The organism is Ideonella sp. sgz306126 (assembly GCF_056032705.1).
Genome location: NZ_JBVYWP010000004.1, coordinates 130,529 through 156,425 on the forward strand (window position 1 = coordinate 130,529; position 25,897 = coordinate 156,425).

General features: G+C 69.0%; 23 protein-coding genes. 5 read left to right on the forward strand and 18 right to left on the reverse strand.

Translation table 11 applies throughout. The features are described from left to right. Window positions 1-22 precede the first annotated feature (22 nt). The 4 genes from AC0N04_RS13055 to AC0N04_RS13070 form a co-directional block, all read right to left on the reverse strand. Complete coding sequence (locus AC0N04_RS13055) at window positions 23-1,156, reverse strand: acyl-CoA dehydrogenase family protein (protein ID WP_474282303.1); 1,134 nt, start codon at window positions 1,154-1,156, stop codon at window positions 23-25. A 12-nt stretch (window positions 1,157-1,168) separates the two neighbouring features. Beyond that, a complete protein-coding gene (locus AC0N04_RS13060; RefSeq protein ID WP_474282305.1) occupies window positions 1,169-2,350 on the reverse strand; it encodes an acyl-CoA dehydrogenase family protein in 1,182 nt (393 codons plus the stop codon). A 106-nt stretch (window positions 2,351-2,456) separates the two neighbouring features. After that, window positions 2,457-3,074, reverse strand: coding sequence for a DNA-3-methyladenine glycosylase I (locus AC0N04_RS13065; protein ID WP_474282307.1), 618 nt, complete (start codon window positions 3,072-3,074; stop codon window positions 2,457-2,459). A 14-nt stretch (window positions 3,075-3,088) separates the two neighbouring features. Next, window positions 3,089-3,583, reverse strand: coding sequence for a YajQ family cyclic di-GMP-binding protein (locus tag AC0N04_RS13070; protein WP_474282309.1), 495 nt, complete (start codon window positions 3,581-3,583; stop codon window positions 3,089-3,091). 94 nt (window positions 3,584-3,677) lie between these two features. Between AC0N04_RS13070 and murB the strand changes: the two genes are divergently transcribed. Continuing rightward, window positions 3,678-4,694 (forward strand): UDP-N-acetylmuramate dehydrogenase, encoded by a 1,017-nt coding sequence (murB, locus tag AC0N04_RS13075; RefSeq protein ID WP_474282311.1) that lies wholly within the window; start codon window positions 3,678-3,680, stop codon window positions 4,692-4,694. On the opposite strand, the gene AC0N04_RS13080 is transcribed toward murB, so the two are convergent. Then, window positions 4,684-6,927, reverse strand: a complete 2,244-nt coding sequence (locus AC0N04_RS13080; protein ID WP_474282313.1) for an ATP-binding protein — start codon at window positions 6,925-6,927, stop codon at window positions 4,684-4,686. The two genes, murB and AC0N04_RS13080, sit on opposite strands and share 11 nt — an antisense overlap. Before the next feature lie 343 nt (window positions 6,928-7,270). Between AC0N04_RS13080 and AC0N04_RS13085 the strand changes: the two genes are divergently transcribed. Next, the gene (locus AC0N04_RS13085; RefSeq protein WP_474282315.1) at window positions 7,271-8,974 is read left to right on the forward strand and encodes a long-chain fatty acid--CoA ligase; all 1,704 of its coding nucleotides are present in this window, start codon (window positions 7,271-7,273) and stop codon (window positions 8,972-8,974) included. A 17-nt stretch (window positions 8,975-8,991) separates the two neighbouring features. Here AC0N04_RS13085 and AC0N04_RS13090 read toward each other — a convergent pair whose 3' ends face one another. The 3 genes from AC0N04_RS13090 to AC0N04_RS13100 all read right to left on the reverse strand — a co-directional run bounded on the left by AC0N04_RS13090 (window position 8,992) and on the right by AC0N04_RS13100 (window position 10,875). Next, a complete protein-coding gene (locus AC0N04_RS13090) occupies window positions 8,992-9,435 on the reverse strand; it encodes a hypothetical protein (RefSeq protein WP_474282317.1) in 444 nt (147 codons plus the stop codon). A 418-nt stretch (window positions 9,436-9,853) separates the two neighbouring features. Further along, window positions 9,854-10,375 (reverse strand): hypothetical protein, encoded by a 522-nt coding sequence (locus tag AC0N04_RS13095; RefSeq protein WP_474282319.1) that lies wholly within the window; start codon window positions 10,373-10,375, stop codon window positions 9,854-9,856. Further along, the gene (locus tag AC0N04_RS13100; RefSeq protein ID WP_474282321.1) at window positions 10,372-10,875 is read right to left on the reverse strand and encodes a hypothetical protein; all 504 of its coding nucleotides are present in this window, start codon (window positions 10,873-10,875) and stop codon (window positions 10,372-10,374) included. Before AC0N04_RS13100 ends, AC0N04_RS13095 begins: the two co-directional genes overlap by 4 nt. A gap of 435 nt (window positions 10,876-11,310) precedes the next feature. On the opposite strand from AC0N04_RS13100, the gene AC0N04_RS13105 reads away from it, so the two are divergent. Both AC0N04_RS13105 and AC0N04_RS13110 read left to right on the forward strand, forming a co-directional pair. Further along, window positions 11,311-11,562: a type II toxin-antitoxin system ParD family antitoxin gene (locus tag AC0N04_RS13105; RefSeq protein ID WP_474282323.1), complete on the forward strand. Its 252-nt coding sequence runs from the start codon at window positions 11,311-11,313 to the stop codon at window positions 11,560-11,562. After that, window positions 11,559-11,876 carry a type II toxin-antitoxin system RelE/ParE family toxin gene (locus AC0N04_RS13110; RefSeq protein WP_474282325.1) on the forward strand — a complete coding sequence of 106 codons (318 nt, stop codon included), beginning with the start codon at window positions 11,559-11,561 and terminating at the stop codon, window positions 11,874-11,876. Before AC0N04_RS13105 ends, AC0N04_RS13110 begins: the two co-directional genes overlap by 4 nt. A 228-nt stretch (window positions 11,877-12,104) precedes the next feature. Here AC0N04_RS13110 and AC0N04_RS13115 read toward each other — a convergent pair whose 3' ends face one another. The 10 genes from AC0N04_RS13115 to queF all read right to left on the reverse strand — a co-directional run bounded on the left by AC0N04_RS13115 (window position 12,105) and on the right by queF (window position 22,101). Continuing rightward, a complete protein-coding gene (locus AC0N04_RS13115) occupies window positions 12,105-13,169 on the reverse strand; it encodes a WD40/YVTN/BNR-like repeat-containing protein (protein WP_474282327.1) in 1,065 nt (354 codons plus the stop codon). Between the two features lie 27 nt (window positions 13,170-13,196). After that, window positions 13,197-13,466, reverse strand: coding sequence for a MoaD/ThiS family protein (locus AC0N04_RS13120; protein ID WP_474282329.1), 270 nt, complete (start codon window positions 13,464-13,466; stop codon window positions 13,197-13,199). 113 nt (window positions 13,467-13,579) lie between these two features. Next, window positions 13,580-15,712: an ABC-F family ATP-binding cassette domain-containing protein gene (locus AC0N04_RS13125; protein WP_474282331.1), complete on the reverse strand. Its 2,133-nt coding sequence runs from the start codon at window positions 15,710-15,712 to the stop codon at window positions 13,580-13,582. A 30-nt stretch (window positions 15,713-15,742) separates the two neighbouring features. Next, entirely contained in the window at window positions 15,743-16,630 is an 888-nt protein-coding gene (prmB, locus tag AC0N04_RS13130) for a 50S ribosomal protein L3 N(5)-glutamine methyltransferase (RefSeq protein ID WP_474282333.1), read from the reverse strand. 7 nt (window positions 16,631-16,637) lie between these two features. After that, window positions 16,638-17,783 (reverse strand): succinyl-diaminopimelate desuccinylase, encoded by a 1,146-nt coding sequence (gene dapE, locus AC0N04_RS13135; RefSeq protein ID WP_474282335.1) that lies wholly within the window; start codon window positions 17,781-17,783, stop codon window positions 16,638-16,640. 19 nt (window positions 17,784-17,802) lie between these two features. Beyond that, a complete protein-coding gene (locus AC0N04_RS13140; RefSeq protein WP_474282337.1) occupies window positions 17,803-18,987 on the reverse strand; it encodes a PilT/PilU family type 4a pilus ATPase in 1,185 nt (394 codons plus the stop codon). 56 nt (window positions 18,988-19,043) lie between these two features. Then, window positions 19,044-19,865 carry a 2,3,4,5-tetrahydropyridine-2,6-dicarboxylate N-succinyltransferase gene (gene dapD / locus AC0N04_RS13145; RefSeq protein WP_474282339.1) on the reverse strand — a complete coding sequence of 274 codons (822 nt, stop codon included), beginning with the start codon at window positions 19,863-19,865 and terminating at the stop codon, window positions 19,044-19,046. 29 nt (window positions 19,866-19,894) lie between these two features. After that, window positions 19,895-21,115, reverse strand: a complete 1,221-nt coding sequence (gene dapC, locus AC0N04_RS13150; RefSeq protein ID WP_474282341.1) for a succinyldiaminopimelate transaminase — start codon at window positions 21,113-21,115, stop codon at window positions 19,895-19,897. 46 nt (window positions 21,116-21,161) lie between these two features. Beyond that, window positions 21,162-21,590 (reverse strand): SET domain-containing protein, encoded by a 429-nt coding sequence (locus AC0N04_RS13155; protein ID WP_474282343.1) that lies wholly within the window; start codon window positions 21,588-21,590, stop codon window positions 21,162-21,164. A gap of 19 nt (window positions 21,591-21,609) precedes the next feature. Further along, window positions 21,610-22,101 carry a preQ(1) synthase gene (gene queF, locus AC0N04_RS13160; protein WP_474282345.1) on the reverse strand — a complete coding sequence of 164 codons (492 nt, stop codon included), beginning with the start codon at window positions 22,099-22,101 and terminating at the stop codon, window positions 21,610-21,612. A 248-nt stretch (window positions 22,102-22,349) separates the two neighbouring features. On the opposite strand from queF, the gene smc reads away from it, so the two are divergent. Then, the gene (gene smc / locus AC0N04_RS13165) at window positions 22,350-25,865 is read left to right on the forward strand and encodes a chromosome segregation protein SMC (protein ID WP_474282347.1); all 3,516 of its coding nucleotides are present in this window, start codon (window positions 22,350-22,352) and stop codon (window positions 25,863-25,865) included. Window positions 25,866-25,897: the final 32 nt, after the last annotated feature.

Here is a 25,897-nt window from a genome sequence, read left to right on the forward strand (position 1 = left end):
CGGGTGGATCCGGCCGCCGGCGTCAGGCGAACACGCCGGCCGTGTCCTGCATCTCGCGGGCCACTTCGCCGAGGTGGTGGGCGGTGTCGCCGAACTGCATCTCCAGCAGGGTCAGTCGCTTGAAGTAGTGGCTGGCCAGGTATTCGTCGGTCACGCCGATGCCGCCGTGCAGCTGGATGCACTGCTGGCCCACGAAGCGCGCCGCCTGGCCGATCTGCACCTTGGCCTGGCTCAGGGCCCGGCGCCGCTGCGGCGCCGGCTCGCCGAGCTTCAGCGTCGCGAAGTAGCTCATCGAACGGGCCAGTTCCAGCTGCATCTTCAGGTCGGCCACGCGGTGGCGCAGCGCCTGGAAGCTGGCCAGCGTGACGCCGAACTGCTTGCGTGTGTTGAGGTACTCGACGGTGATCGCCACCAGCCGGTCCATCAGGCCGACCGCTTCGGCGCAGATCGCCGCCAGGCCCACGTCGACGGCCCGTGCCAGCGCCGCGAAGCCGTCGAGCGTGATCAGGCTCGCCGGCGTGCCGGCCAGGCCCAGCTCGGCGGCACGGGCGCCGTCGTGGGTCGGGTAGCCGCGCACGCTGACCCCGGCGGCGTGGCGCTCGACCAGGAACAGCGCGATGCCGGCTTCATCGCCATCGGCGCCGCCGATCCGCGCTGGCACGATGAAGGCATCGGCCTCGTCGCCGGCCGGCACCACGCTCTTGGCGCCGGTCAGCCGCCAGCCGGCATCGCCGTCGACGGCGCGGGTGGTCACGCGGTTCAGGTGATAACGCGCGGCGCGTTCCTGGTGGGCGAGCACCACCATCGCCTCGGCGCTGGCGATCTTCGGCAGCCACGCGGCCTGCAGCGCCTGCGGCGCGGCCGCCAGCGCCGCGGGGGCGACCAGTGCGGCATGGGCCAGCGGTGCGTTGACCAGGCCGCGCCCCAGCTCCTCCATCACCACCATCGCCTCGACCGCGCCGAAACCCAGGCCGCCCTGGGCCTCGGGCACGGCCAGCGCGGTCAGGCCCAGTTCGGCCAGTTCGGCGTAGACGGCGCGCGTGGCGCCGCCGGCCTTGGCCAGCGCATGGCGGCGCTCGAAGGAGAAGCCCTTGTCCACCCAGCGCGCGACCGCGTCGCGCAGCGAGACCTGATCGTCGGTGAAGTCGAAATCCATGCTCGTGTCTCCTCAGGCGCCCAGCACGGTTTGCGCGACGATGTTGCGCTGCACCTCGTTGCTGCCGCCGTAGATGGTCGTCTTGCGCAGGTTGAAGAAGGTGCTGGCCAGCGGTGCGCAGTGCGCCGCACCGACGTGCTCGCCCTGCCAGCCCGCGTCCATGGCCTCCTGGATGAAGGGCGTCGCGAACGGCCCGGCGGCCTGCATCATCAGTTCGGCATAGCGTTGCTGGATCTCGCTGCCGCGGATCTTGAGCAGGCCCGCCACGTCCAGGCTTTGCTTGCCGCTCTTTTCGGCGCTGAGCACGCGCAGCACCATCATCTCCAGCGCGACGATGTCGACTTCCAGCAGCGCGATCTGGTCGCGGAAACGGGGGTCGTCGAAGACCCCCTCGGCCTTGGCGATGCGCTTGAGCCGTTCCAGCTCGCGCTTGGCCCGGTTCACGTCGGCGATGTTGGTGCGCTCGTGGGCCAGCAGGTGCTTGGCGTAGGTCCAGCCCTTGTTCTCCTCGCCGATCAGGTTCTCGGCCGGCACCTCGACGTTGTCGAAGAACACCTCGTTCACCTCGTGCTCGCCGTCGAGCATGATGATCGGCCGCACCGAGACGCCGGGCGACTTCATGTCGATCAGCAGGAAGGAGATGCCGGTCTGCGGCTTGCCCTCGGTGCTGGTGCGCACCAGGCAGAAGATCCAGTCGCCGTACTGGGCCAGCGTGGTCCAGGTCTTCTGGCCGTTGACGAGGTAGTGGTCACCCTGGCGCACCGCCCGGGTCTTGACCGACGCCAGATCCGAGCCCGAGCCCGGTTCCGAGTAGCCCTGGCTCCACCAGACGTCGCCGCTGGCGATGCCGGGCAGGAAGCGCTGCTGCTGCTCGGGCGAGCCGAAGGCCATGATCACCGGCGCCACCATCACCGGCCCGAACGGCACGATGCGCGGCGCGCCGGCCAGCGCGCATTCTTCCTCGAACAAGTGCTTCTGGATCGCGTTCCAGCCCGGCCCGCCGAAGGCCTTGGGCCAGCCGTAGCCCAGCCAGCCCTGGGCGCCCAGGATGCGGGCCCAGCGCTGCATGTCATCGCGGCTCAGGCGCAGCGCGTGGTGCACCTTGTGGCTGATGTCCGGCGGCAGATGGGCGGCGACCCAGCTGCGGATCTGGTGGCGGAACGCCTCTTCGTCGGCGGTGAAATGCAGGTCCATGGCGGCAGGCTCTCGTCGGCAAGAGGCTGTTTTTAGCACGATCGTTCGATTTTTGCCTGTCGCCACCGCGACAAAACGGCGCGGGGCTAACCCGCAGCCGCTGAGATCAGGGGGCCGGCGGCACGAACCGCAGGCGGGCGGCCTGCGCCGTCGCCCAGGCATGGCAGTCGGGCGCGTGGTCGTTGACCATGCCGCTGGCCTGCATGAAGGCGTGGACGGTGGTCGGGCCCAGCCAGACCCAGCCGTGCTGCTTCAAGGCCTTGGACAAGGCCAGCGATGCCGGCGTCTGGCTCGCCGCTGCCGCGCGGGCCGCCCCGGCGGGCGGCGGGGCGTGTCGCCACAGCAGCGCGCTCAGCGAGCCGCCCGCCTCGCGCCACCGCAGCGCAGCGCGGGCGTTGGTGATCACCGCCTCGCTCTTGCCGCGGTGGCGGATGATGCCTTCGTCCTGCAGCAGGCGCTGCACGTCCTCGTCGCCGAAGCGGCTCAGCGCGGCGACGTCGAAACCGGCGAAGGCGCGGCGGAAGCCTTCGCGGCGCTTCAGGATGGTCAGCCAGGACAGGCCGGACTGGAACAGCTCCAGGCTCAGCAGCTCGAACAGCGCGCGCTCGTCCGCGATCGGCAGGCCCCACTCGCGGTCGTGGTAGTCGCGGTACAGCGCCGAGCCCTCGCACCAGGCGCAGCGGGTCAGACCGTCGGGCACGGTCGGGTCGGGCGGCGCGGTCATCTGGGGGGCCCGCCTCAGTCGCGGAAGTTCTGGTACTTCAGCGGCTGGTCGGCGAAGTCCTTCTTCAGCAGCGCGATGGCCTGCTGCAGGTCGTCGCGGCTCTTGCCGGTGATGCGCACCTCGTCGCCCTGGATGCTGGCCTGGACCTTGAGCTTGCTGTTCTTGACGGCGCCGGTGATCTTCTTGGCCAGCTCGGCCTCGATGCCGGCCTTGATCGTGTAGACCTGCTTGACCTTGTCGCCGCCGATCTTCTCGATCTTGGCGCTCATGTCGAGGTAGTTCACCGTAACGTTCTGCTTGGTCAGCTTGCCGATCAGCACGGTGCTGACCTGCTCGATCTGGAAGTCGCTGTCGCCGATCAGCACGATCTGCTTGTCCTTCTCCTTCAGCTCGACGCTGGCGGCGGTGCCCTTGAAGTCGAAGCGGGTGGCGATCTCCTTCTCGGCGTTGGCCACCGAGTTCTTGATGGCGACCATGTCGGGGTCGAGAACGGCGTCGAAACTGGGCATGGAAATCTCTCTGTGGGGCGCGGGCCGCGAAACGGCGAGTGTGAGGCCGTTTCATGAACCCGGGAAATCGGGTGGAATCGGCGAAAATTCTGCCATGCAGATCGAGACCGGCGTCAGCCTCAAGCCTTTCAACACCTTCGGCCTGCCGGCCACCGCCAGGCACCTGGTGCGGATCGCCTCGGACGCCGACGTGCGCCGGGTGCTGGACCACCCCGAGCTGGGCCGCCTGCCCATCTTCGTGCTGGGTGGCGGCAGCAACGTGATCCTGACCCGCGACATGCCCGAGCTGGTGCTGAAGGTCGAGGTGCCGGGCCTGCGCGTGCTGCGCGAGACGGCCGACGCGGTGATCGTCGAGGCCGGGGCCGGCGAGCGCTGGCACGACCTGGTGGCCTGGACGCTGGCGCAAGGCCTGGGCGGGCTGGAGAACCTGGCGCTGATCCCGGGCACGGTGGGCGCGGCGCCGGTGCAGAACATCGGCGCCTACGGGCTGGAGCTGAAGGACCGCTTCGACTCGCTGGACACGGTCGATCTGGTGACCGGCCGCACCGTGACGCTGCAGGCCGATGCCTGCCACTTCGGCTACCGCGACAGCGTCTTCAAGCAGGGGCTGGCGGGCAAGAGCGTGATCACCCGGGTGCGGCTGCGCCTGCCCAGGCCGTGGCAGCCGGTGCTGGGCTACCTGGACCTGGAGCGCAAGCGGGCCGAGACCGGCATCGCGGCGCCCGACGCGGCGACGATCTTCGACTGGGTCTGCCAGATCCGGCGCGCCAAGCTGCCCGATCCGGCGCTGATCGGCAACGTCGGCAGTTTCTTCAAGAACCCGGTGGTGTCGCCCGAGCAGTGCCGCGACATCATCGGCCGCGATCCGCACGTGGTGCACTACCCGATGGCCGACGGAAGCTTCAAGCTGGCGGCCGGCTGGCTGATCGACGCCTGCGGCTGGAAGGGCAAGGCGATCGGTCAGGCCGGGGTCTACGAGCGCCAGGCGCTGGTGCTGATCAATCGTGGCGGCGCGATCGGCTCCGAGGTGCAGACCCTGTCGCGGGCGATTCAGGAAAGCGTCTACGGCCGCTTCGGCATCCGCCTGGAGCCCGAGCCGGTCATGGTCTGAGCCGGGGCGCGGCTTCCTCCCCGGCGGACGCGGGCTGCGGGTCCGAAGGCGTGCCGATGAGCCCGCGGTCGCGGCACAGCGCCTGCGTGTCGCGCCAGGCGGCCTGCAGGCGGGCGGCCGCATCGCTGCGCTGCGCCGGGGTCAGCGCGGCGGCCTGGCGCTCCAGCGCCGCGCCGAGCTCGGCCAGGCCCTTCAGGCCCAGCACGCGGGCCGCTCCGCCGACGTGATGGGCCCGCTGCGCCAGCGGTCGGGCGTCGCCGTCGGCGAGCGCGTCGCAGAGGGCCGCGAAGCTGCCGTCGAGGTCGTCCAGGAACGCCTCCAGCATCGAGCGATAGCCCTCGGGCGACAGCATCGCCTGCAGATCGGCGATCGAGGCCAGATCCAGCAGCGGCGCCGCGCTGTCCGGCCGGTCGTCCGGATGGAGGCGACGCAGCAGCTGCGCCATGTCGTCCCAGCGGAACGGCTTGGCCAGGAAGTCGTCCATGCCGGCCGCCAGCGCCGCCTTGCGGGTCTGCTGCATGGCGTCGGCGGTCAGCGCGACGATCTTCACCCGTCCCGGCGCGCCGGGACGCGCCCGCAGCGCACGGGCCGCCTGCAGGCCGTCGACGCCGGGCATGTGCACGTCCATCAGGATCAGGTCCGGCAGCTGCTGCGCCGACGCGGCGAGCACCTCGGCGCCGTTCTCGGCGAAGCGCACGCGATGGCCCATGCGGTGCAGCAGCGTGCCCACGTACATGCGGTTGACCGGGTGGTCCTCGGCCACCAGGATGTCCAGCGGCGCCAGCGCCGCCTCGCGGGCCGGCGCGGCGGGGGGCGCCGGCGGCGCGGCGGTGGCCGGCAGGGGCAGCAACGCGAAGAAGCGGCTGCCGGCGCCGGGCTGGCTGGTGACCGTGATGTCGCCGCCCATCAGGCGGGCCAGGTTGCGCGAGATCTCCAGCCCCAGCCCGGTGCCGCCATAGCGGCGCGAGAGGCCGGCATCGCCCTGGCTGAAGCGCTGGAACAGCCGGCCGAGGGTGGCGGCGTCGATGCCGATGCCGGTGTCGGTCACCGTGAAGCTCAGGTCCTGGGACGGCCCGTCGCCGCGCGAGACCGCCAGGCCGATGCGGCCTTGCTCGGTGAACTTGACGGCGTTGGACAGCAGGTTGAACAGCAGCTGCTTGACGCGCCGGCCGTCGGCCAGCACCCAGGTCGGCAGGTCGTCGCCGACCGAGACCGACAGCGCCAGTCCCTTGGCAGCGGCCGGCGGCGCCATGACGGCCTGGACCTCGGCGATCAGGCGCCTCAGGTCCACCGCCGCCGGCTGCAGCTCGACGGTGCCGGATTCCAGCCGCGAGACGTCGAGGATGTCGTCGAGGATGGCCAGCAGGTGCTCGGCCGATTCGCGCGCGGCCCGCAGGCTGCGGACCTGCTCCTGGTCGAGCCGGTCGTCGTCGAGCAGCGCCAGCATGCCCAGCAGGCCGTTGAACGGCGTGCGCAACTCGTGGCTCATCGTGGCCAGGAACGCGGTCTTGGCGAGGTTGGCGCTGTCGGCCGATTCGCGCGCGCGGCGCAGGTGGTCGGCCAGGTCTTCCAGCTCGCTGCCGCGGCGCAGGCTGGCGCGCCACTGCTGCACGACGATCGCCGCGAAGGCCAGCGTCAGCAGGCTCATGAACGCGGTCAGCCCGATGCCGCGGTGGATCTGCTCGCGGATCGCGTCGTTGCGCCGCGCCGTCTGCTCCAGCGCCAGCGCGCTGGCCATCGCCGACAGCGCGTGCACCGGGGCGTGCAGGCCGTCGAGCGCGGCGTGGAGCGTGGCCTGTTGCTCGCGGCTCATTGCGCCGCCGTCGATCAGCGGGCCGGCGCGCTGGACGAACCCGTCGAGCGCCTGCCAGGTGCGCCGCTGCGGGTCCGGCGTCGCGACGACCGTGCCCAGGCGCGCCGGGTCGATCTGCCGGATCCGGCGGGCCAGGCTCTGGAAGTGCGCCCGCAGCGCGTCGCGCTGGCGCGGCGTGGACAGCGGCCGGTCCGGGCCCAGGTCGTCGCGCAAGGCCAGGTAGTCGGTTTCGAGCTGGACGAAGCTCCAGGCCAGGCCGTCGTCCGCCGGGCGCACCGAGCGGCTCAGCAACTGGTACTGCCGCCACTGCACCCAGGCCACCGCGGCGAAGGCCGCCAGCAGCAGGCCGCCGACCAGCACGACCCAGCGCCCGCGCGGGTGGGCGCGCCAGCCGACGACGACGATGCCCGGCCGGCTCACCGCAGGCCGATCTGGCGCCGCCGCCGGCCCGGGCGCAGCCAGGCCTGGTCGCCGACCCCCGGCCCGGCGGCGAGCGGCTGACGGCGGCGGATCGAACCGGGCAAGGGCATGGCAGCGTCGGGCAGGCAGGGTGGAGGCCCGATTTTAGGCGGCGGGGCGCAGGGCGGTCGGCGGGTTGCGCCGCCCTCCGGCGCGGGGCACCGCGCCGGAGGGCCGGAGGGCCGGAGGGCCGGCCCGGCAGCGTCCTGTCGCCAGCGAGACAAGGCCTGCGGGCAGGCACCGATCGCGCGGGGCCGCGGCGCAGGCTAGCCTGTGGGCGATCTTTTCCGAACGAGGACGCGCCATGATTCCCGCCGACCGCCCCCATCTCAAGCACTGGCCCCGCCGCCTGCCCCTCGAACTGGAGGTGCCCCGCACCTCGCTCTGGTTCAACCTGGAGGTCTCGGCCACCCGCTATCCGGACAAGGCGGCCTACGTGTTCTTCGGCCGCAGCCTGAGTTTCAGCGAACTCCACGCCCAGGCCGAGGCGCTGGCCGGCTGGCTGCAGGCGCAGGGCGTGGCCAAGGGCGACCGGGTGGCGCTGTTCCTGCAGAACTGCCCGCAGTTCATCGTCGCGTTCTATGCCGTGATGCGATGCGACGCGGTGGTGGTGCCGGTCAACCCGATGAACCGGGTCGAGGAATTCGGCCATTACATTGCCGACCCGGACACCCGGGTCGTGATCTGCGGGGTCGACGGCGCGGCCATCGTCGCCCAGGCCAACGCGGCGCTGCCGGCCGAACAGCAGCTCAAGGCGATCCTGGCGACCCGCTACGCCGACGCGATGCCCGACACGGTCCCGCCGTCGCTGGCGCCGTCGCCCGCGATGGACGCCTGGCTGCGCGCCGACCCGCCGCTGCCGGACGGGCCGGCCCCGGTCACCCGCTGGCAGCAGGCGCTGGACGCCGGCCTGCGCCCCGCCGGCCCCAGCACCAGCCAGCCCGACGACCTGGCCCTGCTGCCCTACACCTCGGGCACCACCGGCCTGCCCAAGGGCTGCATGCACACCCACCGCACGCTGATGCACAACGCGGTGGGTGGCGGCCTGTTCGGCCAGGCCAGCGCCGAATCGGTGAGCCTGGGCGTGGTGCCGATGTTCCACATCACCGGCATGCTGTACGGCGTGCTCAGCCCGGTCTTCGGCGGCAGCACGGTGGTGGTGATGCCGCGCTGGGATCGCGAACTGGCGGGCCGGATGATCAGCCAGCACCAGGTCACGCACTGGACCTGCATCCCGACCATGATCATCGACCTGTTCGCCAGCCCGAACGTCAAGTCCTTCGACCTGTCCAGCCTGCGCAACCTCAACGGCGGCGGCGCGGCGATGCCGCAGGCCGTGGCCGAGCGCCTGCGCGACGAGTTCGGCCTGACCTTCTGCGAGGGCTACGGCCTGACCGAGACCGCCGCGCCCAGCCACGGCAACCCGCCCGAGCGCGCCAAGCTGCAATGCCTGGGCATGCCGATCTTCGGCGTCGACAGCCGGGTCGTCGACCCGGAGACGCTGAAGGAAATGCCGATCGGCGAGGTGGGCGAGATCGTGACCCGCGGGCCGATGGTGTTCCAGGGCTACTGGAAGCACCCCGAAGCCACCCGCGCCGCCTTCGTGCAGATCGACGGCCACGCCTTCTTCCGCACCGGCGACCTGGGCCGCATGGACGAGGAGGGCTACTTCTTCATCACCGACCGGCTCAAGCGCATGATCAACGCCAGCGGCTTCAAGGTCTGGCCTTCGGAGGTGGAGCTGCTGCTGTACCGCCACCCGGCCGTGGCCGAGGCCTGCGTGATCGGCACCCGCGACGCCTACCGCGGCGAGACCGTCAAGGCCGTGGTCGTGCTGCGCCCCGACGCGGTGGGCAAGGTCACCGAACAGGAGATCATCGCCTGGGCCCACGACCACATGGCGGCCTACAAGGCCCCGCGCCTGGTGCAGTTCGCCGACGCGCTGCCCAAATCAGGCTCCGGCAAGGTGATGTGGCGGTTGCTGCAGGAGAAAGAGGCGGGCGGTTGAGGGCGGCCCGCGACCTGTCATGGGCCGCTTCGGCGTACCCGGCGGGCGATGCAGGCATAGACGATGCACCCCGCCAGCAGCAGCAGGCACAGCCTGACCGCGATCGCAGCCTGGTTGAAGCACACGGCGAACCCTGGGGTGCACGAGGCCTGTCGAAGCGCCTGGGCCAGTGACAGGCCGCCCATGTGTCGAAGCCCAAGCACCGCCAGCAAGAGCATCGCGATCCCGGCTGCGAACGCCACCAACAGGCCCGCCCGCCTATCCAGGGCCAACAGTGCCGCTGCGACGAGCAATGACACGCTGACCAACCCGACCGAGACGCCGGCCACAGCACGGAAGGCGTCGACCAGAAACTCGTTGGCCTGAACCGCCAACTGCGCACCGGCGATGCCAGCGACGAGGGCCAGCGCCGCCAAAACGAGCCGAACTAGGTTAAGCACGTGTTCGCGTTTCGTCCGCATGTCATTTCCTGATTAGTTCGGAATCTGTTCAAGCGATCGAGACTAACTCTAAATTGTTACGAGCCAAGAGTCAAAATGTAAATTAGTACACTTCCACCAATAATTGTTGAAAGAAGATCAAGCAGGGAAATGGGGTTATTCCTTCCGTGTTCTATTTTGTTGCTAATAACTTTTGGAGACATGGAAAGATAACCTAATTTCCGCCACAATATCAATTGTTGAATGAAGTTAACTGTTTGAAAAAATACAAATATTATTATTGTTGTTGGACTTCTTGTGTTTGGCGCAAGCAGAAGCATTAGTGAAAATAATATTATCACCAATTGCAAAGAAGTTGCCGACCGCTTTGTTGGGTAGTAGATCATTTTTCTTTCAAATGAATATGCGGACACATTAAATGTGCCCGCATATTGTTGCGTTAATACATATATACGGGAGGGCAATTTCCTGAGCGGCAATTATCTCCACCAGTATAATCGTATTGCCATCCATTTGAAACGTCGAAATCGCCGCCAAAGGATTCTTGATTACTTGTTTGGGCCGGCGTCATGTCAAAAAGGGCACCGAAACTTTCCTGCCATTGACCTTGCTGCGCAAGGTTGGCCGCATTGTTATAAGCTGCGACCATACCCGCAACCGTACCGCCAATCGCATCAGCAAGAGTCGGAGCATATTCCGTCATGACATAGGATATTGCAGTGCCGGCTGTATATCCTCCCACGAACGCCTGCCCTCCTGCAGTCACCATGAGCGCACCGGTTTCGTAGAGAGCGCCGCTGACTCCTAATGCACCGACGGGTGCGGTCCGAAAGTCCAAATAAATTTCCTCTGGTGTGTAACCTAGAAATCCTCCAATGCCTGCTCCTGGTTTTGAATTTCCAACCCCCATCAGTGGATTTCCAGGAATCGGCTCTAGATAAGATGGGGATGAGTACTTCAAGAAGGTTGCGGTTTTTCAGGTGCGCCTAATGCTATGGCTGAATATACGGACGAGTATCCGAAATATTTGGATACGCGAGCCAGATGTTTTGGGCTAAGCCGGGTGGCGAACAAATTTAATACTAATGGGGTTCGGCCAGAGTCTGCGACGGCGTTTATGTAAAGCTGCGCAAGATCTTGAAGCTCTTTATCGGTTAAATTTGACAGCAATGCATCTGCATCTGTTGAATTCAATTTTGCAAAATTCTGTTCAATTATTTGAGGAAAATTGGCATGAATCGGGCCGCTCCAGTCGCCGTCCATCAACGCTCCCGATTGTATTTTTGATAGTTGCCCAACTAAGACCTGTTTTGAAATATTGTCTGGGGCATTTTCAAACGTATAATATGCGGCGTTTGCTGGCGTTGAAAGAGCAAGAGCTATAAAATAGGCGGCCATAAATTTCAAAAACCAGCTTAATATCGAATTGATCTCAGTATTGTGCAATTTGCGGTAAATCATTTGATTCTCCTTGAGTTTGTATCATCCGATTTATATCGGATAATTAGTGTAATTTAACGATACATGTGCTGGGTATCTTCACTTGTAAAGGTACCCCCTAGATCTTGGTCCATCTTCGGCTGCGGCGAGGCTAGGTTGGTGCGAGCGAAAGGTTGTTCCCCAAGTCAGCGTTGGACGGCAGCTTAGGTGGGGGCCAGATTGGCGCGGCGTTCGTCTAAGCGTCTGCAACTGGCCGAGACTGGCTGGTCGCCGCCCGGCTCAGTGGCGGACCCTGACTCTCGAAAAGCTCGGACGCCAGCCATGACCGACCACCGGCGATCAGGTGGCTGCGAACATGGTTCGGCAAAGGTGAGACAACATGCGCAGGACGGGCGGGTCTTACGCAGGAATCTCGGGCGTCTTGACAACAGTTGCCAATTTGCTCACGATGCCAACATGAGCACCAGCACCATGAACATTGCCCTGCCTGACGCTCTGCGCGCCTTCGTCACCGAGCGGGTCGAGTCCGGGGAATACGGCAATACCAGCGAGTACGTGCGCGAACTGATTCGAAAGGACCAGCGCGAGCAGCGGGTCCAGCGGCTGCGCGCCTTGGTCGAGCACGGCCTGGCCAGCGGCCCGGCAACGGCGGACACGCGTGACGACTGGGCTGAACTGCACGCCATTGCCGACGGCCGAGGCCGGTGAAGCCTGCACTTCTGACGCCGGCGGCCAAGCAGGACCGCCGCGAGGAGGTTCTCTACTACCGCACCCAAGCCGGGGCGCGGGTCGCGAAGAAACTGGTCGAGGCCATGAAGAAGGCGCTGCAGGCGCTCGAGCAGCAGCCTGGGATGGGCTCGCCGGCCATCGGCCAGGAACTCGACATCGACGGGTTGCGCGTCTGGCGCTTGGATGGCTTCCCGCTCTCGTTCTGGTACTTCGAGCGCGCAGATCATGTGCTCGTCGTCCGCCTGGTTGGACAGCGACAGGACCCCGAATACCTCGCCGTCGTGGTCGACTGAGCCCGACCATGTGGCTTTGAGGGCTGCTGCTGGCTTGGTAGACACCTTGAAACCCGACACCGGCGAATGACAGGCCGCAGCCGCCAAGCGACCGATCTTCCCGGCAGCGAGCCGCTTCGCTGCGTCCAACATCATCGTGCCGGCGGTGCTCCACCCGCCCGAGGGCCATCGCCGACGCCGACCCGCGATGGCGTCGCGCGGTGCGCGCGCAAGCCGGCGGCCGGCCGCTCAGCCGAAGCGCACGGCGTAGATCGGCGGCAGCCGCGCGGGCAGCGTCGCCCAGTGGTCTGCGCCGTCGTCGCTGGTCCAGACGCCGCCGGTGGTGCTGCCCATCAGCAGGCTGAGGCCGTCGCCGGCGACCGCCAGGCCATGCCGGTAGACGAGGTCGTAGCAGTCGTGCTGCGGCAGGCCGGCGCGCAGGGTGTCGAAGCTCGCGCCGCCGTCGCGCGTGCGGTGGACCGCCAGCGCGCGGTCGACCGGCACCCGGCACTGGTCCTTGACGGCCGGCACGAACCAGGCGGTCTGCGGATCGGCGGGATGGGCGGCGACCGCGAAGCCGAACGACGACAGCGGCGCGTGGAGCTCGCTCCAGTGCGCGCCGCCGTTGGTGGAGCGGAAGATGCCGTTGTGATGCTGGCACCACAGCACGTCCGGCTGCGCCGCGCAGCGCGCGATGGCGTGCGGATCCTGGATCTCGGGATCGAATGCCTGCTCGGGCGGCATGTAGTCGGCGCGCATGCCGTGCGCGGTCTGCGACCAGGTGGCGCCGCCATCGCGCGTGATCCAGGCGCCGCCGCAGCTCACGCCCACCAGCACGGTGCCGCCGGCGGCCGGGCAGATCGAATGGATGCCGGGGACGTCATAGCCGCCGCCGTTCCATCCCGGCCGCTCGGGGCGGTTCCAGAGCGATTCGTCGAGCTGCCAGCTCCGCGCCTCGTCGGTCGAGCGGAACAGGCCGCCGGGCAGGGTGCCGGCATGCAGCGTGTCGCCGGCCCGCTCCAGCGCCCACACCAGCGAGACCTTCCAGGCCGGCCCGGGGGCGTCCGGGGGTTGCGGCGGAAAGGCCGGCGCGGCCACTTCGTGCCAACGGCCGCCGGCGTCGTCGGAGGCGTGCAGCTTGACGCCGAAATGGCCCAGGTCCAGCGCGGCGAACATGCGCCCCCGGGCGTCGGGCGGCAGCACCATGCTCACCGGGTCGCCGACGAAGTTCGCCCGTTCCACCTGCCAGGCCCCGGCGCGTCGGCGCAGCTCGATCAACCCCTTGCGGGTGGCCACCCAGGCTCGATCATTCATGTCGCTCTCCTTCCAAGCTGCGCCGCCTCAGCCGCCCGTCAGCGCCTGCAGGACGTAGACCTTGTCGCCGGGGGCCAGCGCGTCGTTCAACGCGACGCGATCGACCACCCGGCGACCTTCGATGAACACCGCCACGTGCGGCCTGAGGTGCCCCTGCTCGTCGAGCACGTAGGAGCGCAGGCGCGGATTGAGGGCGAACGCGGCCTCGAACGCCTGCCGCAGCGTGGCGGCCTCGGTGTCGAACGCCGGCGTCTCGGTGAAGCGCTGCAGCTGCGAGGTGAAGGCGACGTGGGCCATGCCGGCGATGATGGGCGGGCACGGCGCGGGCGCAATCGGGCCTATCCCAGGTCCCCCAGGTCCCCCAGGCCCCCCCGGGGCGTCTCCGGGCCCATTCCGCGGCGGACCGGTGGCTAGCCGGCCTCGGCGGTCATCGCCTCGATCTGCTCGTGCAGCGCCAGCCAGCGTTCCTCCAGCATCGCGATCTCGGCGGCGATGTGGTTCAGGCGGCGGCCGGCGTCGGCCAGTTCGGGGCCGCTCAGGCCACCGGTGACGAGGCTGGCCTCGATGTCGGCGCGCTCTGTCGTCAGGCTGGCCGTGCGCTGCTCGTTGGCCTGCAGCTCGGTGCGCAGCGGGCGGGTCCGGGTGGCCAGTTGCTGGCGCGACTGGCCGCTGGCCTTGCGGTCGTCGCGGCGCTTGCCGCTGTCCGCGGGCTTGGCCGTCGGCGGGGCGGGCGGGGCTGACGGCGCGGGCGCCGGCGTCCGGGCCTGGGCTGGCGGCGCGGGAAGCGGCGCCGGCGCGTCCTTGCCTTTGCCGGTCATCGCACGCTGCGCCTCGCGGCTGCGTTCCAGCAGCCATTTCTGGTAGTCGTCCAGGTCGCCTTCGAAGGACTTGACCACGCCGTCGGCCACCAGCCAGAACTCGTCGCAGACCTCGCGCAGCAGCGCGCGGTCGTGGCTGACCAGCATCACCGTGCCTTCGAACTCGTTGAGCGCCATCGACAGCGCCTCGCGGGTCTGCAGGTCCAGGTGGTTGGTCGGCTCGTCCAGCAGCAGCAGGTTGGGGCGCTGCCAGACCAGGCTGCCCAGCACCAGGCGTGCCTTTTCGCCGCCGCTGAGCGTGCCGATGGGCTGGTGCACCATGGCGTCGACAAAGCGGAACTGGCCCAGGAAGTTGCGCAGCTCCTGCTCGCGGCCATCGATGCCGCAGCTCTTGGCCAGCCTCACCATGTGCTGCAGCGGCGTGTCGTCGGCCTGCAGCACGTCCATCTCCTGCTGCGCGAAGTAGCCGATCGCCAGGCCCTTGCCCTCGACCATCGTGCCCGCCAGCGCCGGGTGGGCGTGGGCGATGGTCTTGACCACGGTGGATTTGCCCTGGCCGTTGGCCCCCAGCACGCCGATGCGCTGGCCGGCCAGCACGGTGCGGTTGATGCCGCGCACGATGGCCTTCGGTACGAGCGTCACCTTGCCAGCGGCCGCGGCGCCGGGCCGCCCCAAGCCAAGGCCGCCAGCCCCGTTCCCGGCAGGGAACTCTGCTGGTTCCGGGGGCGTGCCACCGTACTCGGTGGCAGGGGGCACCATGTAACCGCACACGACGTCGGTCATCGCCAGCATCGGGTCGGGCAGGCTCAGCGGCTCGCGGAACTCGAAGCTGAAATCGGCCGAGGTCAGCACCGGCGCGAGCTTTTCCATGCGCTCCAGCGCCTTGACGCGGCTCTGCGCCTGCTTGGCCTTGCTGGCCTTGGCCTTGAAGCGGTCGATGAACTTCTGCAGATGCGCCACGCGTTCCTGCTGCTTCGAATAGGCGGCGGCCTGCTGGCTCATGCGCTCGGCACGCATTTCCTCGAAGGTGGTGTAGTTGCCGCCGTAGCGGGTCAGCTTGGCGTCTTCCAGGTGCAGGGTGACGGTGGTGATCGCGTCCAGGAACTCGCGGTCGTGGCTGATCATCAGCAGCGTGCCGGTGTAGCGCTTGAGCCAGCCTTCCAGCCAGACCAGGGCGTCCAGGTCCAGGTGGTTGGTGGGCTCGTCCAGCAGCATCAGGTCCGACGGGCACATCAGCGCGCGGGCCAGCTGCAGCCGCATGCGCCAGCCGCCGGAGAAGCTGTTGACCGGCGCGTCCAGCTGATCGGTGCGAAAGCCCAGGCCCATCAGCAGCGTCTGCGCGCGGGCCTTGGCGTCGAAGGCGTTGGCCTCTTCCAGCGACAGGTAGGCGTGGGCCATCGCCTCGCCGTCGTCGGCGGCCTCGGCGGCGGCCAGCTCGGCCTGGGCCTCCATCAGGGGCAGGTCGCCCTGCAGCACGAAATCGGTGGCCGAGTCCTCGGTCTCGGGCATGTGCTGGGCCACTTCACCCATGCGCCAGCGCGGCGGGATCTCGAAGTCGCCGGCATCGGCGTGCAGGCGGCCGGCCAGCAGCGCGAACAGGCTGGACTTGCCGGCGCCGTTGCGCCCGACCAGGCCGATCTTCTCGCCCGGGTTCAGGGTGACGGTGGCGTTGTCGAGCACCACCTTGACGCCGCGGCGCAGCGTGAGATTCTTCAGAACGATCATGGGGTCGGTGTCAGGCCACGAGGGGCGGGGTCAGGAAGGCAGCGCGGCCAGCGCCTCGCGGGTGATCAGCAGCACCTGGTCGTCGCCGGCGCTGGTCGGCAGCCACACCACGTCCAGCGTCGGGAAGGCGGCCTCGAAATGGTCGCGCTCGTGGCCGATTTCCAGCACCAGCACGGCGTGCTCGTTCAGGTGGGAGCCGGCCTGGGCGAGCAGCGGACGGATGAAGTCCATGCCGTCCCGGCCGCCTTGCAGGTTGCCCGACAAGGCGATCTCGGGTTCGGCGCGGAACTCGGGCGGCAACGCGGCCATGGCCTGCGCGTTGACGTAGGGCGGGTTGCACAGGATCAGGTCGAAGCGGCGGCCCGCCACCGCGGCCAGGCCGTCGCCCTGGCACAGCGTGATGCGATCGCCCAGGCCGTGGCGCGCCACGTTGAGGGCAGCCACGGCCAGCGCGTCGGCCGACAGGTCGGCGCCGGTGACCCGGACCTCGGGCCAGGCCATCGCGGCCAGCACGGCCAGGCTGCCGTTGCCGGTGCACAGGTCCAGCACCTCGCGGGTCTGCGCGCCGAGCCAGGCGTCGATCGTGCCGTCGGCCAGGCATTCGGCGATCAGCGAGCGCGGCACGATCACGCGTTCGTCCACCGTGAAGGGCACGCCCTGCAGCCAGGCTTCGCCGGTCAGGTAGGCGGCCGGCCGCCGGGTCGCGATGCGCTCGGTGACCAGCGCGTCGGCACGGGCCTGGTCGGCGGCGGCGACGGCGCGGTCGGCCACCTCGTCCAGCGCGTCCAGCGGCTGGCCCAGCGCCCACAGCACCAGCCACGCGGCTTCGTCGAAGGCGTTGGTGGTGCCGTGCCCAAACGAAACGCCCGCCTCGGTCAGGCGGGCGCTGCTGCGCTCGATGAGTTCAAGGACGGTCATCGGGAGGTCATGCCAGCAGCGTTTCCAGCGTGCGCCGGTAGATGTTCTTCAGCGGCTCCACCGCATCGACGGCGACGTGCTCGTCGATCTTGTGGATGCTGGCGTTGACCGGGCCGAACTCGACCACCTGCTCGCAGACCTTGGCGATGAAGCGGCCGTCCGAGGTGCCGCCGGTGGTCGAGAGCTGGGCGGTGACGCCGGTCTCGGCGGCGATCGCCGTTTGAAGCGCCGAGACCAGCGAGCCGACCGGCGTCAGGAAGGGCTCGCCGCCCAGCGTCCAGTCGATGCGCCAGGGCAACTGGTGGCGGTCCAGCACCTGCGCGACGCGGGCCTTCAGGCTCTCGGGCGTGGAGGCGGTGGAGAAGCGGAAGTTGAAATCGACCACCAGCTCGCCCGGAATCACGTTGGTGGCGCCGGTGCCGGCGTGCAGGTTGGAGATCTGCCAGGTGGTGGGTGGGAAGTAGGCGTTGCCCTCGTCCCAGCGCATCGCAGCCAGCTCGGCCAGCGCCGCCGCGGCCAGGTGCACCGGGTTGCGCGCCAGCTGCGGGTAGGCGACATGGCCTTGCACGCCGGTGACGGTGAGCCGGCCCGACAGCGAGCCGCGGCGGCCGTTCTTCAGCATGTCGCCCAGCGTCTGCACCGAGGTCGGCTCGCCGACGATGCAGCAGTCGAGCCGCTCGCCGCGCGCCTGCAGCGCCTGCACCACCTTGGCCGTGCCGTCGATCGACGGCCCCTCTTCGTCGCTGGTCAGCAGAAAGGCCAGCCGGCCGGCGTGACCGGGCTGGGCGCGGACGAATTCCTCGGCCGCCACCACCATCGCCGCGACCGAGGTCTTCATGTCGGCGGCGCCGCGTGCGTACAGCCTGCCGTCGCGGTAGCTGGGCACGAAGGGGTCGCTGTGCCACTGCGCCAGCGGGCCGGTGGGGACGACGTCGGTGTGGCCGGCGAAGACCACCGTCGGGCCGGGACGGGCACCGGCGTGCACCGCCCAGAGGTTGCTGACCCGGAAGGTCTCGGGCCCGAAGGGCAGCGACTCGACCTCGAAGTCCAGCGGCGCCAGCCGCGCGGCGATCAGGGCCTGACAGCCGTGGTCATCGGGCGTGACGGACGGGCGGGCGAGCAAGGCCTCCAGCAGGCGCAGGGTGTCGGACATCGTGGGCAGCAGGCAGGCGTCAGCGGGTGCGGGCGCCGATCACCGGGCGGGCGGCGCGCACCTCCTCGGGGCCGACGTCCAGCGTGATCTCGGTGAACGACGGACTCTCGGGCTCGGGCTTGACCGGCGGCGTGCGCGAGACCGGGGCGCTGTCGTTCTGCAGCCGCCACAGCAGGTTGGTGGGCGAATCGGCGTGGATCAGGCCTTCGTCGCGCGAGACCACGTTCTCGCTGATCAGCTTGGCGATGTCCTGTTCGAAGGTCTGCGAACCTTCGGCGAGCGAGCGCTCCATCGCCTCGCGGACGCCGGCGAAGTCGCCGGCCTCGATCATCTCGGACACCAGCTTGGAGTTCATCAGCACTTCCACCGCCGGCACGCGGCCGCCGGCATTGGCGCGCAGCAGGCGCTGGGAGACGATCGCGCGCATCGCCGCGGCCAGGTCCGACAGCAGGGCGGGGCGCGACTCGGGCGTGTAGAACGACAAGATGCGGCCCAGCGCGTGGTGGCTGTTGTTGGCATGCAGCGTCGCCAGCACCAGCTGGCCCGACAGCGCGTAGGACAGCGTCTGCGACATCGTCTCGCGGTCGCGGATCTCGCCGATCATGATGCAGTCGGGCGCCTGGCGCAGCGCGTTCTTCAGGCCGATGTTGAGCGAGGCGGTGTCGCGTCCGACCTCGCGCTGGTTGACCACCGAGCGCTTGTTGGTGAACAGGAACTCGATCGGATCCTCGATCGTCAGGATGTGGCCCGACAGGTGCTGGTTGCGCCATTCCATCATCGACGCCATCGTCGTGCTCTTGCCGGTGCCGGTGGCGCCCACCATCAGCACCAGGCCGCGCTTTTCCAGCGCCAGCGTCGACAGGATCGGCGGCAGCCGGAGCGAGTCGAGCGCGGGGATCTTGATCGGGATGCAGCGGATCACCGCGGCCAGCGTGGCCCGCTGCTTGAAGGCCGAGAGCCGGAAGCTGCCGACCTTGGGGATGCCCAGCCCGACGTTCAGCTCGCCCTGCTGCTCCAGCTCTTCCATCTGCAGCGGCGTCAGCATCGCCGCCAGCATGGTGCGCGGGTCGGACGGCGACAACGCGTGCTCGGTGATCGGCTGCAGCTGGCCGTTGACCTTCAGCAGCACCGGCGCGTTGGCCGAGATGTAGACATCGGACGCGGCCCGTTCGGCCATCAGGTGCAGCACACGTTCGAGGTTCATCGCAGGCGTCTCCGGCAGGGCGGGCAGGGCGGGATCGGTCGAGGCGGGGCCGGGGCTCAGCCGCGCAGCAACTCGTTGATGCTGGTCTTGGCCCGGGTCTGCGCGTCGACCCGCTTGACGATCACCGCGCAGTACAGGCTGTACTTGCCGTCGCTGGAGGGCAGGTTGCCGCTGACCACCACCGAGCCGGCCGGGATGCGGCCATAGCTGACCTCGCCGGTGGCGCGGTCGTAGATCTTGGTGCTCTGGCCGATGTAGACGCCCATCGAGATCACCGAGTTCTCCTCGACGATCACGCCTTCGACCACTTCCGAGCGCGCCCCGATGAAGCAGTTGTCCTCGATGATGGTGGGGTTGGCCTGCAGCGGCTCCAGCACGCCGCCGATGCCGACGCCGCCCGACAGGTGCACGTTCTTGCCGATCTGCGCGCACGAGCCGACGGTGGCCCAGGTGTCGACCATCGTGCCCGAGTCGACGTAGGCGCCGATGTTGACGTACGAGGGCATCAGCACCACGCCCGGTGCGAGGTAGCTGCCGCGGCGCGCGACGGCCGGCGGCACGACGCGCACGCCGGCGGCGGCGACATCGGATTCCTTCATGTGCGAGAACTTCGCGTCGACCTTGTCGAAGTAGGTCAGGTCGCCCGAGCGCATCACCTTGTTGTCGTTGAGGCGGAAGCTCAGCAGCACGGCCTTCTTGATCCACTGGTGCACCGTCCACTGGCCCACGCCTTCGCGGGTGGCCACGCGCAGCCGGCCGGCGTTCAGGTCGGCGATCACGTGGTTCACCGCGTCGCGCACCTCGCCGTGGGTGCTGGCGTTGATCGTGGTGCGCTGTTCCCAGGCGGTGTCGATGAGCGTTTGCAGTTGTTGGGTCATGGAGGTCTCGGAAGGGCTGAAGAAAGGATTCAGGCGGGCCGGTAGCCGCGGGTGAAGGCGACGATGCGCTCGGCCGCCTCCTGGCATTCGGCCAGGCCGGCCACCAGGGCCATGCGGATGCGGCCCGCACCGGGGTTGCTGCCGTGGGCCTCGCGGGCCAGCAGGCTGCCCGGCAGCACCGCGACATTGTATTGAGCGAGCAGGTCCAGGCTGAAGCGCAGGTCGTCGCCCGGCGCGGTCGCGCCGGCGGCCGCCGGCACGCCGGCCCACAGGTAGAAGCCGGCATCGGGCAGGCGCACGTCCAGCACCTCGGCCAGCATCGGCGTCACCGCAGCGAACTTGGCGCGGTACTGGGCGCGGTTGTCACGCACGTGGGCTTCGTCGTTCCAGGCCGCGATGCTGGCCGCCTGCACGGTCTTGCTCATCGCGCTGCCGTGGTAGGTGCGGTAGAGCAGGAAGGCCTTGAGGATCGCCGCGTCGCCGGCGACGAAGCCCGAGCGCATGCCCGGCACGTTGCTGCGCTTGGACAGGCTGGACAACACGACCAGGTTGCGCAAGTCGCCGCGCCCCAGCGCCTGAGCCGCCTGCAGCGCGCCCAGCGGCGGCTCGTCGCGGAAATAGATCTCGGAGTAGCACTCGTCGCTGGCGATCACGAAGCCGTGGCGGTCGCTCAGCTCGAACAGCGTCTGCCATTCCGACAGGGGCATCACGGCGCCGGTCGGGTTGCCGGGCGAGCAGGCGTAGACCAGCCGGGTGCGGGCCCAGGTGGCGTCGTCGATCTGACCCCAGTCGCAGGCGAAGTTGCGCGCCGGGTCGCTGTTGGCGAAGACCGGCGTGGCGCCGCCCAGCAGCGCCGCGCCCTCGTAGATCTGGTAGAACGGATTGGGGCAGACCACCACCGCGTCGCGTTCGGCCGGATCCAGCACCGTCTGCGCGAGCGAGAACAGCGCCTCGCGCGAGCCGTTGACCGGCAGCACCTGCGTCGTGGCGGCCAGCGTCACGCCGTAGCGACGCGCGATCCAGCCGGCGATGGCCTCGCGCAGCGCGGGCTCGCCGGCCGTGGCCGGGTAGCTCGCCAGGCCGTCCAGGTGGCTGCACAGCGCCTGCTCCAACAGCGCCGGCGCCGGATGGCGCGGCTCGCCGATGCCCAGGCTGATCGGCCGGTAGGCCGGGTTGGGGACGATGCCGCGGGTCAGCTCGCGCAGGCGTTCGAACGGATAGGGATGGAGCTTGCCGAGCAGAGGGTTCATGGCAGGGGGGGCGGTCAGGGGCTGGGCGGGCGGCGTCGCGGCATTGTCACAGCCGGCCGACGCAGCCGGGCGCGCCGCAGCGGCAGGTCAGGCGGCCTTCGTGATGGGTTTCGCCGTAATTGACGGTGATCTCCTCGCCCGGCGCGATCGCCCGCAAGGCGTAGAACTCGATCCGCCCGTCGACGATCCGCAACTGGCCGTTGGGCTGGCAGCTGTGGTTGGTGAAGCGCATCGGGTCGGTGGAGGGCGCGAGGTCCACCGCCTTCTTCGGCGAGATCTCGACGATCATGATGCGTTCCAGCGTGGCCGCGCGGCGCCGCGCCTCGGCCACGGTGATGCTCTGGCCGCGCACCTCGCCGATCTTGCGCCAGCGCGGCACCGCCTCCAGTGCGAAGACGCCGTAGCCGTCGATCTCGCTGCGGCGCACCGCCACGTCGTACTTCTGATAGGGCGGGCGGACGGACAGGCTTCCCATCGCGGCAGGCCGGCGTGGCTCAGCGCAGGCCGCTGGCGTGGGGCAGGTGGGCGGCCGGCACGATCGCGTCGCCCTTCCAGCCCTTCTTGCGGTGTTCGGCCACCACGTTGGTGTAGATGCCGCCGCGCACGTACCAGCGCCCGGTGATGCGGGCATAGCGCGGGCGGGTCACCGCGACGATCTCGCTCAGGATGTCGTTGGTCACCTTCTCGTGGAACGCGCCTTCATTGCGGAAGCTCCACATGTACATCTTCAGGCTCTTGAGCTCGATGCAGGTCTGGTCGGCCACCATGTCGATCGTGAAGTGGGCGAAGTCCGGCTGACCGGTGAGCGGGCAATGGCAGGTGAATTCGGGAATCTGGAACTGGATCAGGTAGTCGCGCTCGGGCGCCGGGTTCGGGAACACCTGCAGTTCCTTGCTCGGCGCGCTCGGCGGCGTGGCCGGGGCGCGGCGCTGGGTCGGAGCGCGGCGGGGCGCGGAGGGCGGGGCGGAGGCAGGGGAGCGGGCCATGGCGGGGACGGGAAGACGCACCGGCAAGGCGGGTGCGAGGGTGGGACGGGAGGCGGCGGAACCGGTCCCTGCGAGCGGCTGCACCCACCCGAAGAAGACCGACCCCGATGGTATCATCCCGGCCACTTCGGCTGCCAAGGGCGGGTCGAAATTGGTAAATAAATCAACGACTTAGAGCGGTTGATCGGGGGCTGTCGGGGCTTTGGCGGCAGCGCCTGGCGCCAGGCCGCCGGTCTTGTCTCTCCCCCATGCGGCTCAACCAGATCAAGCTCTCCGGCTTCAAGTCCTTCGCCGAGCCCACCACCTTCCAGCTGCCGGGACAGCGCGTGGGCGTGGTCGGCCCGAACGGCTGCGGCAAGTCCAACATCATGGACGCGGTGCGCTGGGTGCTGGGCGAATCGAAGGCCAGCGAACTGCGCGGCGAATCGATGCAGGACGTGATCTTCAACGGCTCGGGCAACCGCAAGCCGGCCAGCCGCGCCAGCGTCGAGCTGGTGTTCAGCAACGAAGACGGCCGCGCCGGCGGCTCGTGGAACCAGTACGCCGAGATCGCCGTCAAGCGGGTGCTGACGCGCGACGGCACCAGCAGCTACTACATCAACAACCAGCCGGTGCGGCGCCGCGACGTGCAGGACGTGTTCCTGGGCACCGGCCTGGGGCCGCGCGCCTACGCCATCATCGGCCAGGGCACGATCAGCCGCATCATCGAATCGCGCCCCGAGGAGTTGCGCCTGTTCCTCGAAGAAGCGGCCGGCGTGTCGAAGTACAAGGAGCGCCGACGCGAGACCGAGAACCGGCTGAAGGACACGCGCGAGAACCTGACGCGGGTCGACGACATCCTGCGCGAGCTGAACAGCAACCTGGAGCGCCTGGAGCGTCAGGCGGTGGTGGCGACGCAGTACCGCAGCCTGCAGGAGCAGGGCACGCTCAAGCTGCATCAGCTGTGGTTCCTGAAGCACCGCGACGCGGCGGCCGAGGAGGAGCGGGTCAAGCTCGCGTCGCTGGAAGCCACCAACGCGCTGGAATCCCGCCTGGCCGAACTGCGCCACGTCGAGGCCGAGCTGGAAACCGTGCGCCAGGCGCACTACGCCGCCTCCGACGCGCTGCACGCGAAGCAGGGCGACCTGGCCCAGGCCGCGCTGGAGGTGAGCCGGCTGGAAGAGCGCATCCGCTACGTGGTCGAAGGCCGCCAGCGCGCCCAGGCCCGCCTGGCCGAATTGCAGACCCAGAGCGATCAGTGGGCCGAGCGCCAGGCCGAGGCCGAGGCCGAGCTGGAGACGATCGCCGAGCAGATCGCCGCGGCCGACGAACAGGCCGAGGTGCTGGCCGCCCAGGCCGAGGAAGAACAGGGCCGCGGCCCCGGCTTCGAAGACGCCGTGCGCGCCGCCCAGGGCCGCGCCAACGACCAGCGCGTGCGGGTGGCCCAGGTGCAGCAGCAGATCCAGGTGCTGGCGGCCGAGAGCCGCAACATCGACGAGCAGACCAAGGCGCTGCGCATACGCCGCGAGCGCCTGGCCACCGAGCGCCAGGGCCTGGCCTCGCCCGACATGGACCGTCTCGCTGCGCTGCGCGAGGAAAGCGCCATGGCCGCCGAGGTGCAGGCCGAGGCCGAAGCCCGCCTGGCCGAACTGAACGACGAGGTGCCCGCGCTGGACGAGGCGCGCCGCGTCCAGCAGGACGCGGTGAACCGCGAGTCCGGCAGACAGGCCGACACCACGGCCCGCCTGGAGGCCCTGCGCGCCCTGCAAGAAAAGGTGCAGACCGAAGGCAAGCTGGGACCCTGGCTGGCCAAGCACGGCCTGGACAGCCTGCAAGGCCTGTGGACCAAGATCCACATCGAGAGCGGGTGGGAAGTGGCGTTGGAGTCCGCCCTGCGCGAGCGCCTGAACGCGCTGGAAGTGGGCCGGCTCGACACCGTGCGCGCCTTCGCCGGCGACGCGCCGCCTGCCAAGCTGGCCTTCTATTCGCTGCCGCAAGCGGCGATGGCCAACACCCACCAGACCCTGCCCAAGCTCAGCGACCTGCTGCGCCTGGACGACGCGGGCCTGAAGGCCCTGCTGAACGACTGGCTGGAAGGTGTGTACACCGCCGAGAGCATGGAGCAGGCGCTGGCAAGGCGCGGCCAGCTCACCCACGGCGAAGTCATCATGACCGCGCAGGGCCATGCCGTGTCGCAGTTCGCGGTGAGCTTTTACGCGCCCGACTCCGAGCAGGCCGGCATGCTGGCCCGCGCACAGGAGATTGAAAACCTGGAGCGCCAGAGCCGGGCCCAGGCGCTGATCGCCGACGAAGCGCGGACCGCCCTGGTGCGGGCCGAGGCCGCCTACACCGAGGCCAGCCAGCGTCTGGTGACCGTGCGCCGCGATGCGGCCGAGGCCCAGACCCGCGCCCACCAGCTGCAGGTGCAACTGATGCAGCTGAGCCAACAGGCCGAAGCCGCCAGCACGCGGCGCGGCCAACTGGAAGAAGAACTGGGCGAGATCGATGCGCAGGTGGAAGAGCTCGCCGAGCGGCGCGTCACCGGCGAGGCCCGCTTCGAAGAGCTGGACATGCAGCTGGCCGACACGCAGCAGCGCCATGCCGAGCTGGACGACGCGGTGATCCAGGCCGAGCGCCGGCTGGCCAGCGCCCGCGAGCAGTTACGTGCGCTGGAGCGGCAGGCCCAGGAGGCTCAGTTCCAGTCGCGGGCGCTGGCCGCACGCCGCGGCGAGCTGCAGCGCGCGATCGAGACCGCCGCCGCCCAGGTCAGGGCCAATGCCCAGACCGGCGAGCAGCTGCAGCTCGAACTCGGCGCCTTCAACGACCAGGCCGCGCAGGCCGGTCTGCAGGAAGCGCTGGCGCTCAAGCTGGAGCGCGAGGCGGCGCTGGGGGCTGCCCGCAGCGGCTACGACGAGCTGTCGGCCCAGCTGCGCGCCGCCGACGAGCAACGCCTGAGCTTCGAGCGCAGCCTCGATCCGCTGCGCGAGCAGATCACCAAGCTGCAGCTGGAAGCCCAGGCCGCGCAGCTCGGCGGCGCGCAGTACCAGGAGCAGCTGGCGGCCGCCGAGGTCGACCTGACCGCGCTGGCGCAGAGCATCGCCGACGGCAACGTCAAGCTCTGGGGCCTGCAGGGCGAGATCGACCGCATCCAGCGCGAGATCAACGGGCTGGGGGCCGTCAACCTGGCGGCACTGGACGAGTTGGCCGCGGCGAGCGAGCGCAAGACCTTCCTCGATGCCCAGAACGCCGACCTGAACGACGCGATCAACACGCTGGAAGACGCGATCCACAAGATCGATCTTGAAACCCGCGACCTGTTGATGAACACCTTCAACCAGGTCAACGAGGGCTTCGGCCGCATGTTCCCCACACTGTTCGGCGGCGGTCAGGCCAGGCTGACGATGACCGGCGACGAGGTGCTGGACGCCGGCGTGCTGGTGATGGCCCAGCCGCCGGGCAAGAAGAACAGCACCATCCACCTGCTGTCGGGCGGCGAGAAGGCGCTGACGGCGATCGCGCTGGTGTTCGCGATCTTCCTGCTGAACCCGGCGCCGTTCTGCCTGCTGGACGAGGTCGACGCGCCGCTCGACGACGCCAACACCGAGCGCTATGCGAAGCTGGTGTCCGAGATGTCCAAGGGCACGCAGTTCCTGTTCATCTCGCACAACAAGATCGCGATGGAAATGGCCGAGCAACTGATCGGCGTGACGATGCAGGAGCAGGGCGTCTCGCGCATCGTGGCGGTGGACATGGAAGCCGCCGTCGGCATGGTCGAGGGCGGCTGAACCGCTCGCAGGAGGCTGCAGTGCACGACTCT

Coding starts and splice junctions, on each gene's coding strand:
- AC0N04_RS13125 (WP_474282331.1), bottom strand. CDS start 15,712: ATGATCGTTCTGAAGAATCTCACGCTGCGCCGCGGCGTCAAGGTGGTG.
- AC0N04_RS13100 (WP_474282321.1), bottom strand. CDS start 10,875: ATGATTTACCGCAAATTGCACAATACTGAGATCAATTCGATATTAAGC.
- AC0N04_RS13120 (WP_474282329.1), bottom strand. CDS start 13,466: ATGGCCCACGTCGCCTTCACCTCGCAGCTGCAGCGCTTCACCGAGACG.
- AC0N04_RS13090 (WP_474282317.1), bottom strand. CDS start 9,435: ATGCGGACGAAACGCGAACACGTGCTTAACCTAGTTCGGCTCGTTTTG.
- murB (WP_474282311.1), top strand. CDS start 3,678: ATGCAGATCGAGACCGGCGTCAGCCTCAAGCCTTTCAACACCTTCGGC.
- AC0N04_RS13065 (WP_474282307.1), bottom strand. CDS start 3,074: ATGACCGCGCCGCCCGACCCGACCGTGCCCGACGGTCTGACCCGCTGC.
- prmB (WP_474282333.1), bottom strand. CDS start 16,630: ATGACCGTCCTTGAACTCATCGAGCGCAGCAGCGCCCGCCTGACCGAG.
- dapD (WP_474282339.1), bottom strand. CDS start 19,865: ATGACCCAACAACTGCAAACGCTCATCGACACCGCCTGGGAACAGCGC.
- dapC (WP_474282341.1), bottom strand. CDS start 21,115: ATGAACCCTCTGCTCGGCAAGCTCCATCCCTATCCGTTCGAACGCCTG.
- AC0N04_RS13085 (WP_474282315.1), top strand. CDS start 7,271: ATGATTCCCGCCGACCGCCCCCATCTCAAGCACTGGCCCCGCCGCCTG.
- AC0N04_RS13105 (WP_474282323.1), top strand. CDS start 11,311: ATGAGCACCAGCACCATGAACATTGCCCTGCCTGACGCTCTGCGCGCC.
- dapE (WP_474282335.1), bottom strand. CDS start 17,783: ATGTCCGACACCCTGCGCCTGCTGGAGGCCTTGCTCGCCCGCCCGTCC.
- AC0N04_RS13155 (WP_474282343.1), bottom strand. CDS start 21,590: ATGGGAAGCCTGTCCGTCCGCCCGCCCTATCAGAAGTACGACGTGGCG.
- queF (WP_474282345.1), bottom strand. CDS start 22,101: ATGGCCCGCTCCCCTGCCTCCGCCCCGCCCTCCGCGCCCCGCCGCGCT.
- AC0N04_RS13055 (WP_474282303.1), bottom strand. CDS start 1,156: ATGGATTTCGACTTCACCGACGATCAGGTCTCGCTGCGCGACGCGGTC.
- AC0N04_RS13140 (WP_474282337.1), bottom strand. CDS start 18,987: ATGAACCTCGAACGTGTGCTGCACCTGATGGCCGAACGGGCCGCGTCC.
- smc (WP_474282347.1), top strand. CDS start 22,350: ATGCGGCTCAACCAGATCAAGCTCTCCGGCTTCAAGTCCTTCGCCGAG.
- AC0N04_RS13115 (WP_474282327.1), bottom strand. CDS start 13,169: ATGAATGATCGAGCCTGGGTGGCCACCCGCAAGGGGTTGATCGAGCTG.
- AC0N04_RS13070 (WP_474282309.1), bottom strand. CDS start 3,583: ATGCCCAGTTTCGACGCCGTTCTCGACCCCGACATGGTCGCCATCAAG.
- AC0N04_RS13060 (WP_474282305.1), bottom strand. CDS start 2,350: ATGGACCTGCATTTCACCGCCGACGAAGAGGCGTTCCGCCACCAGATC.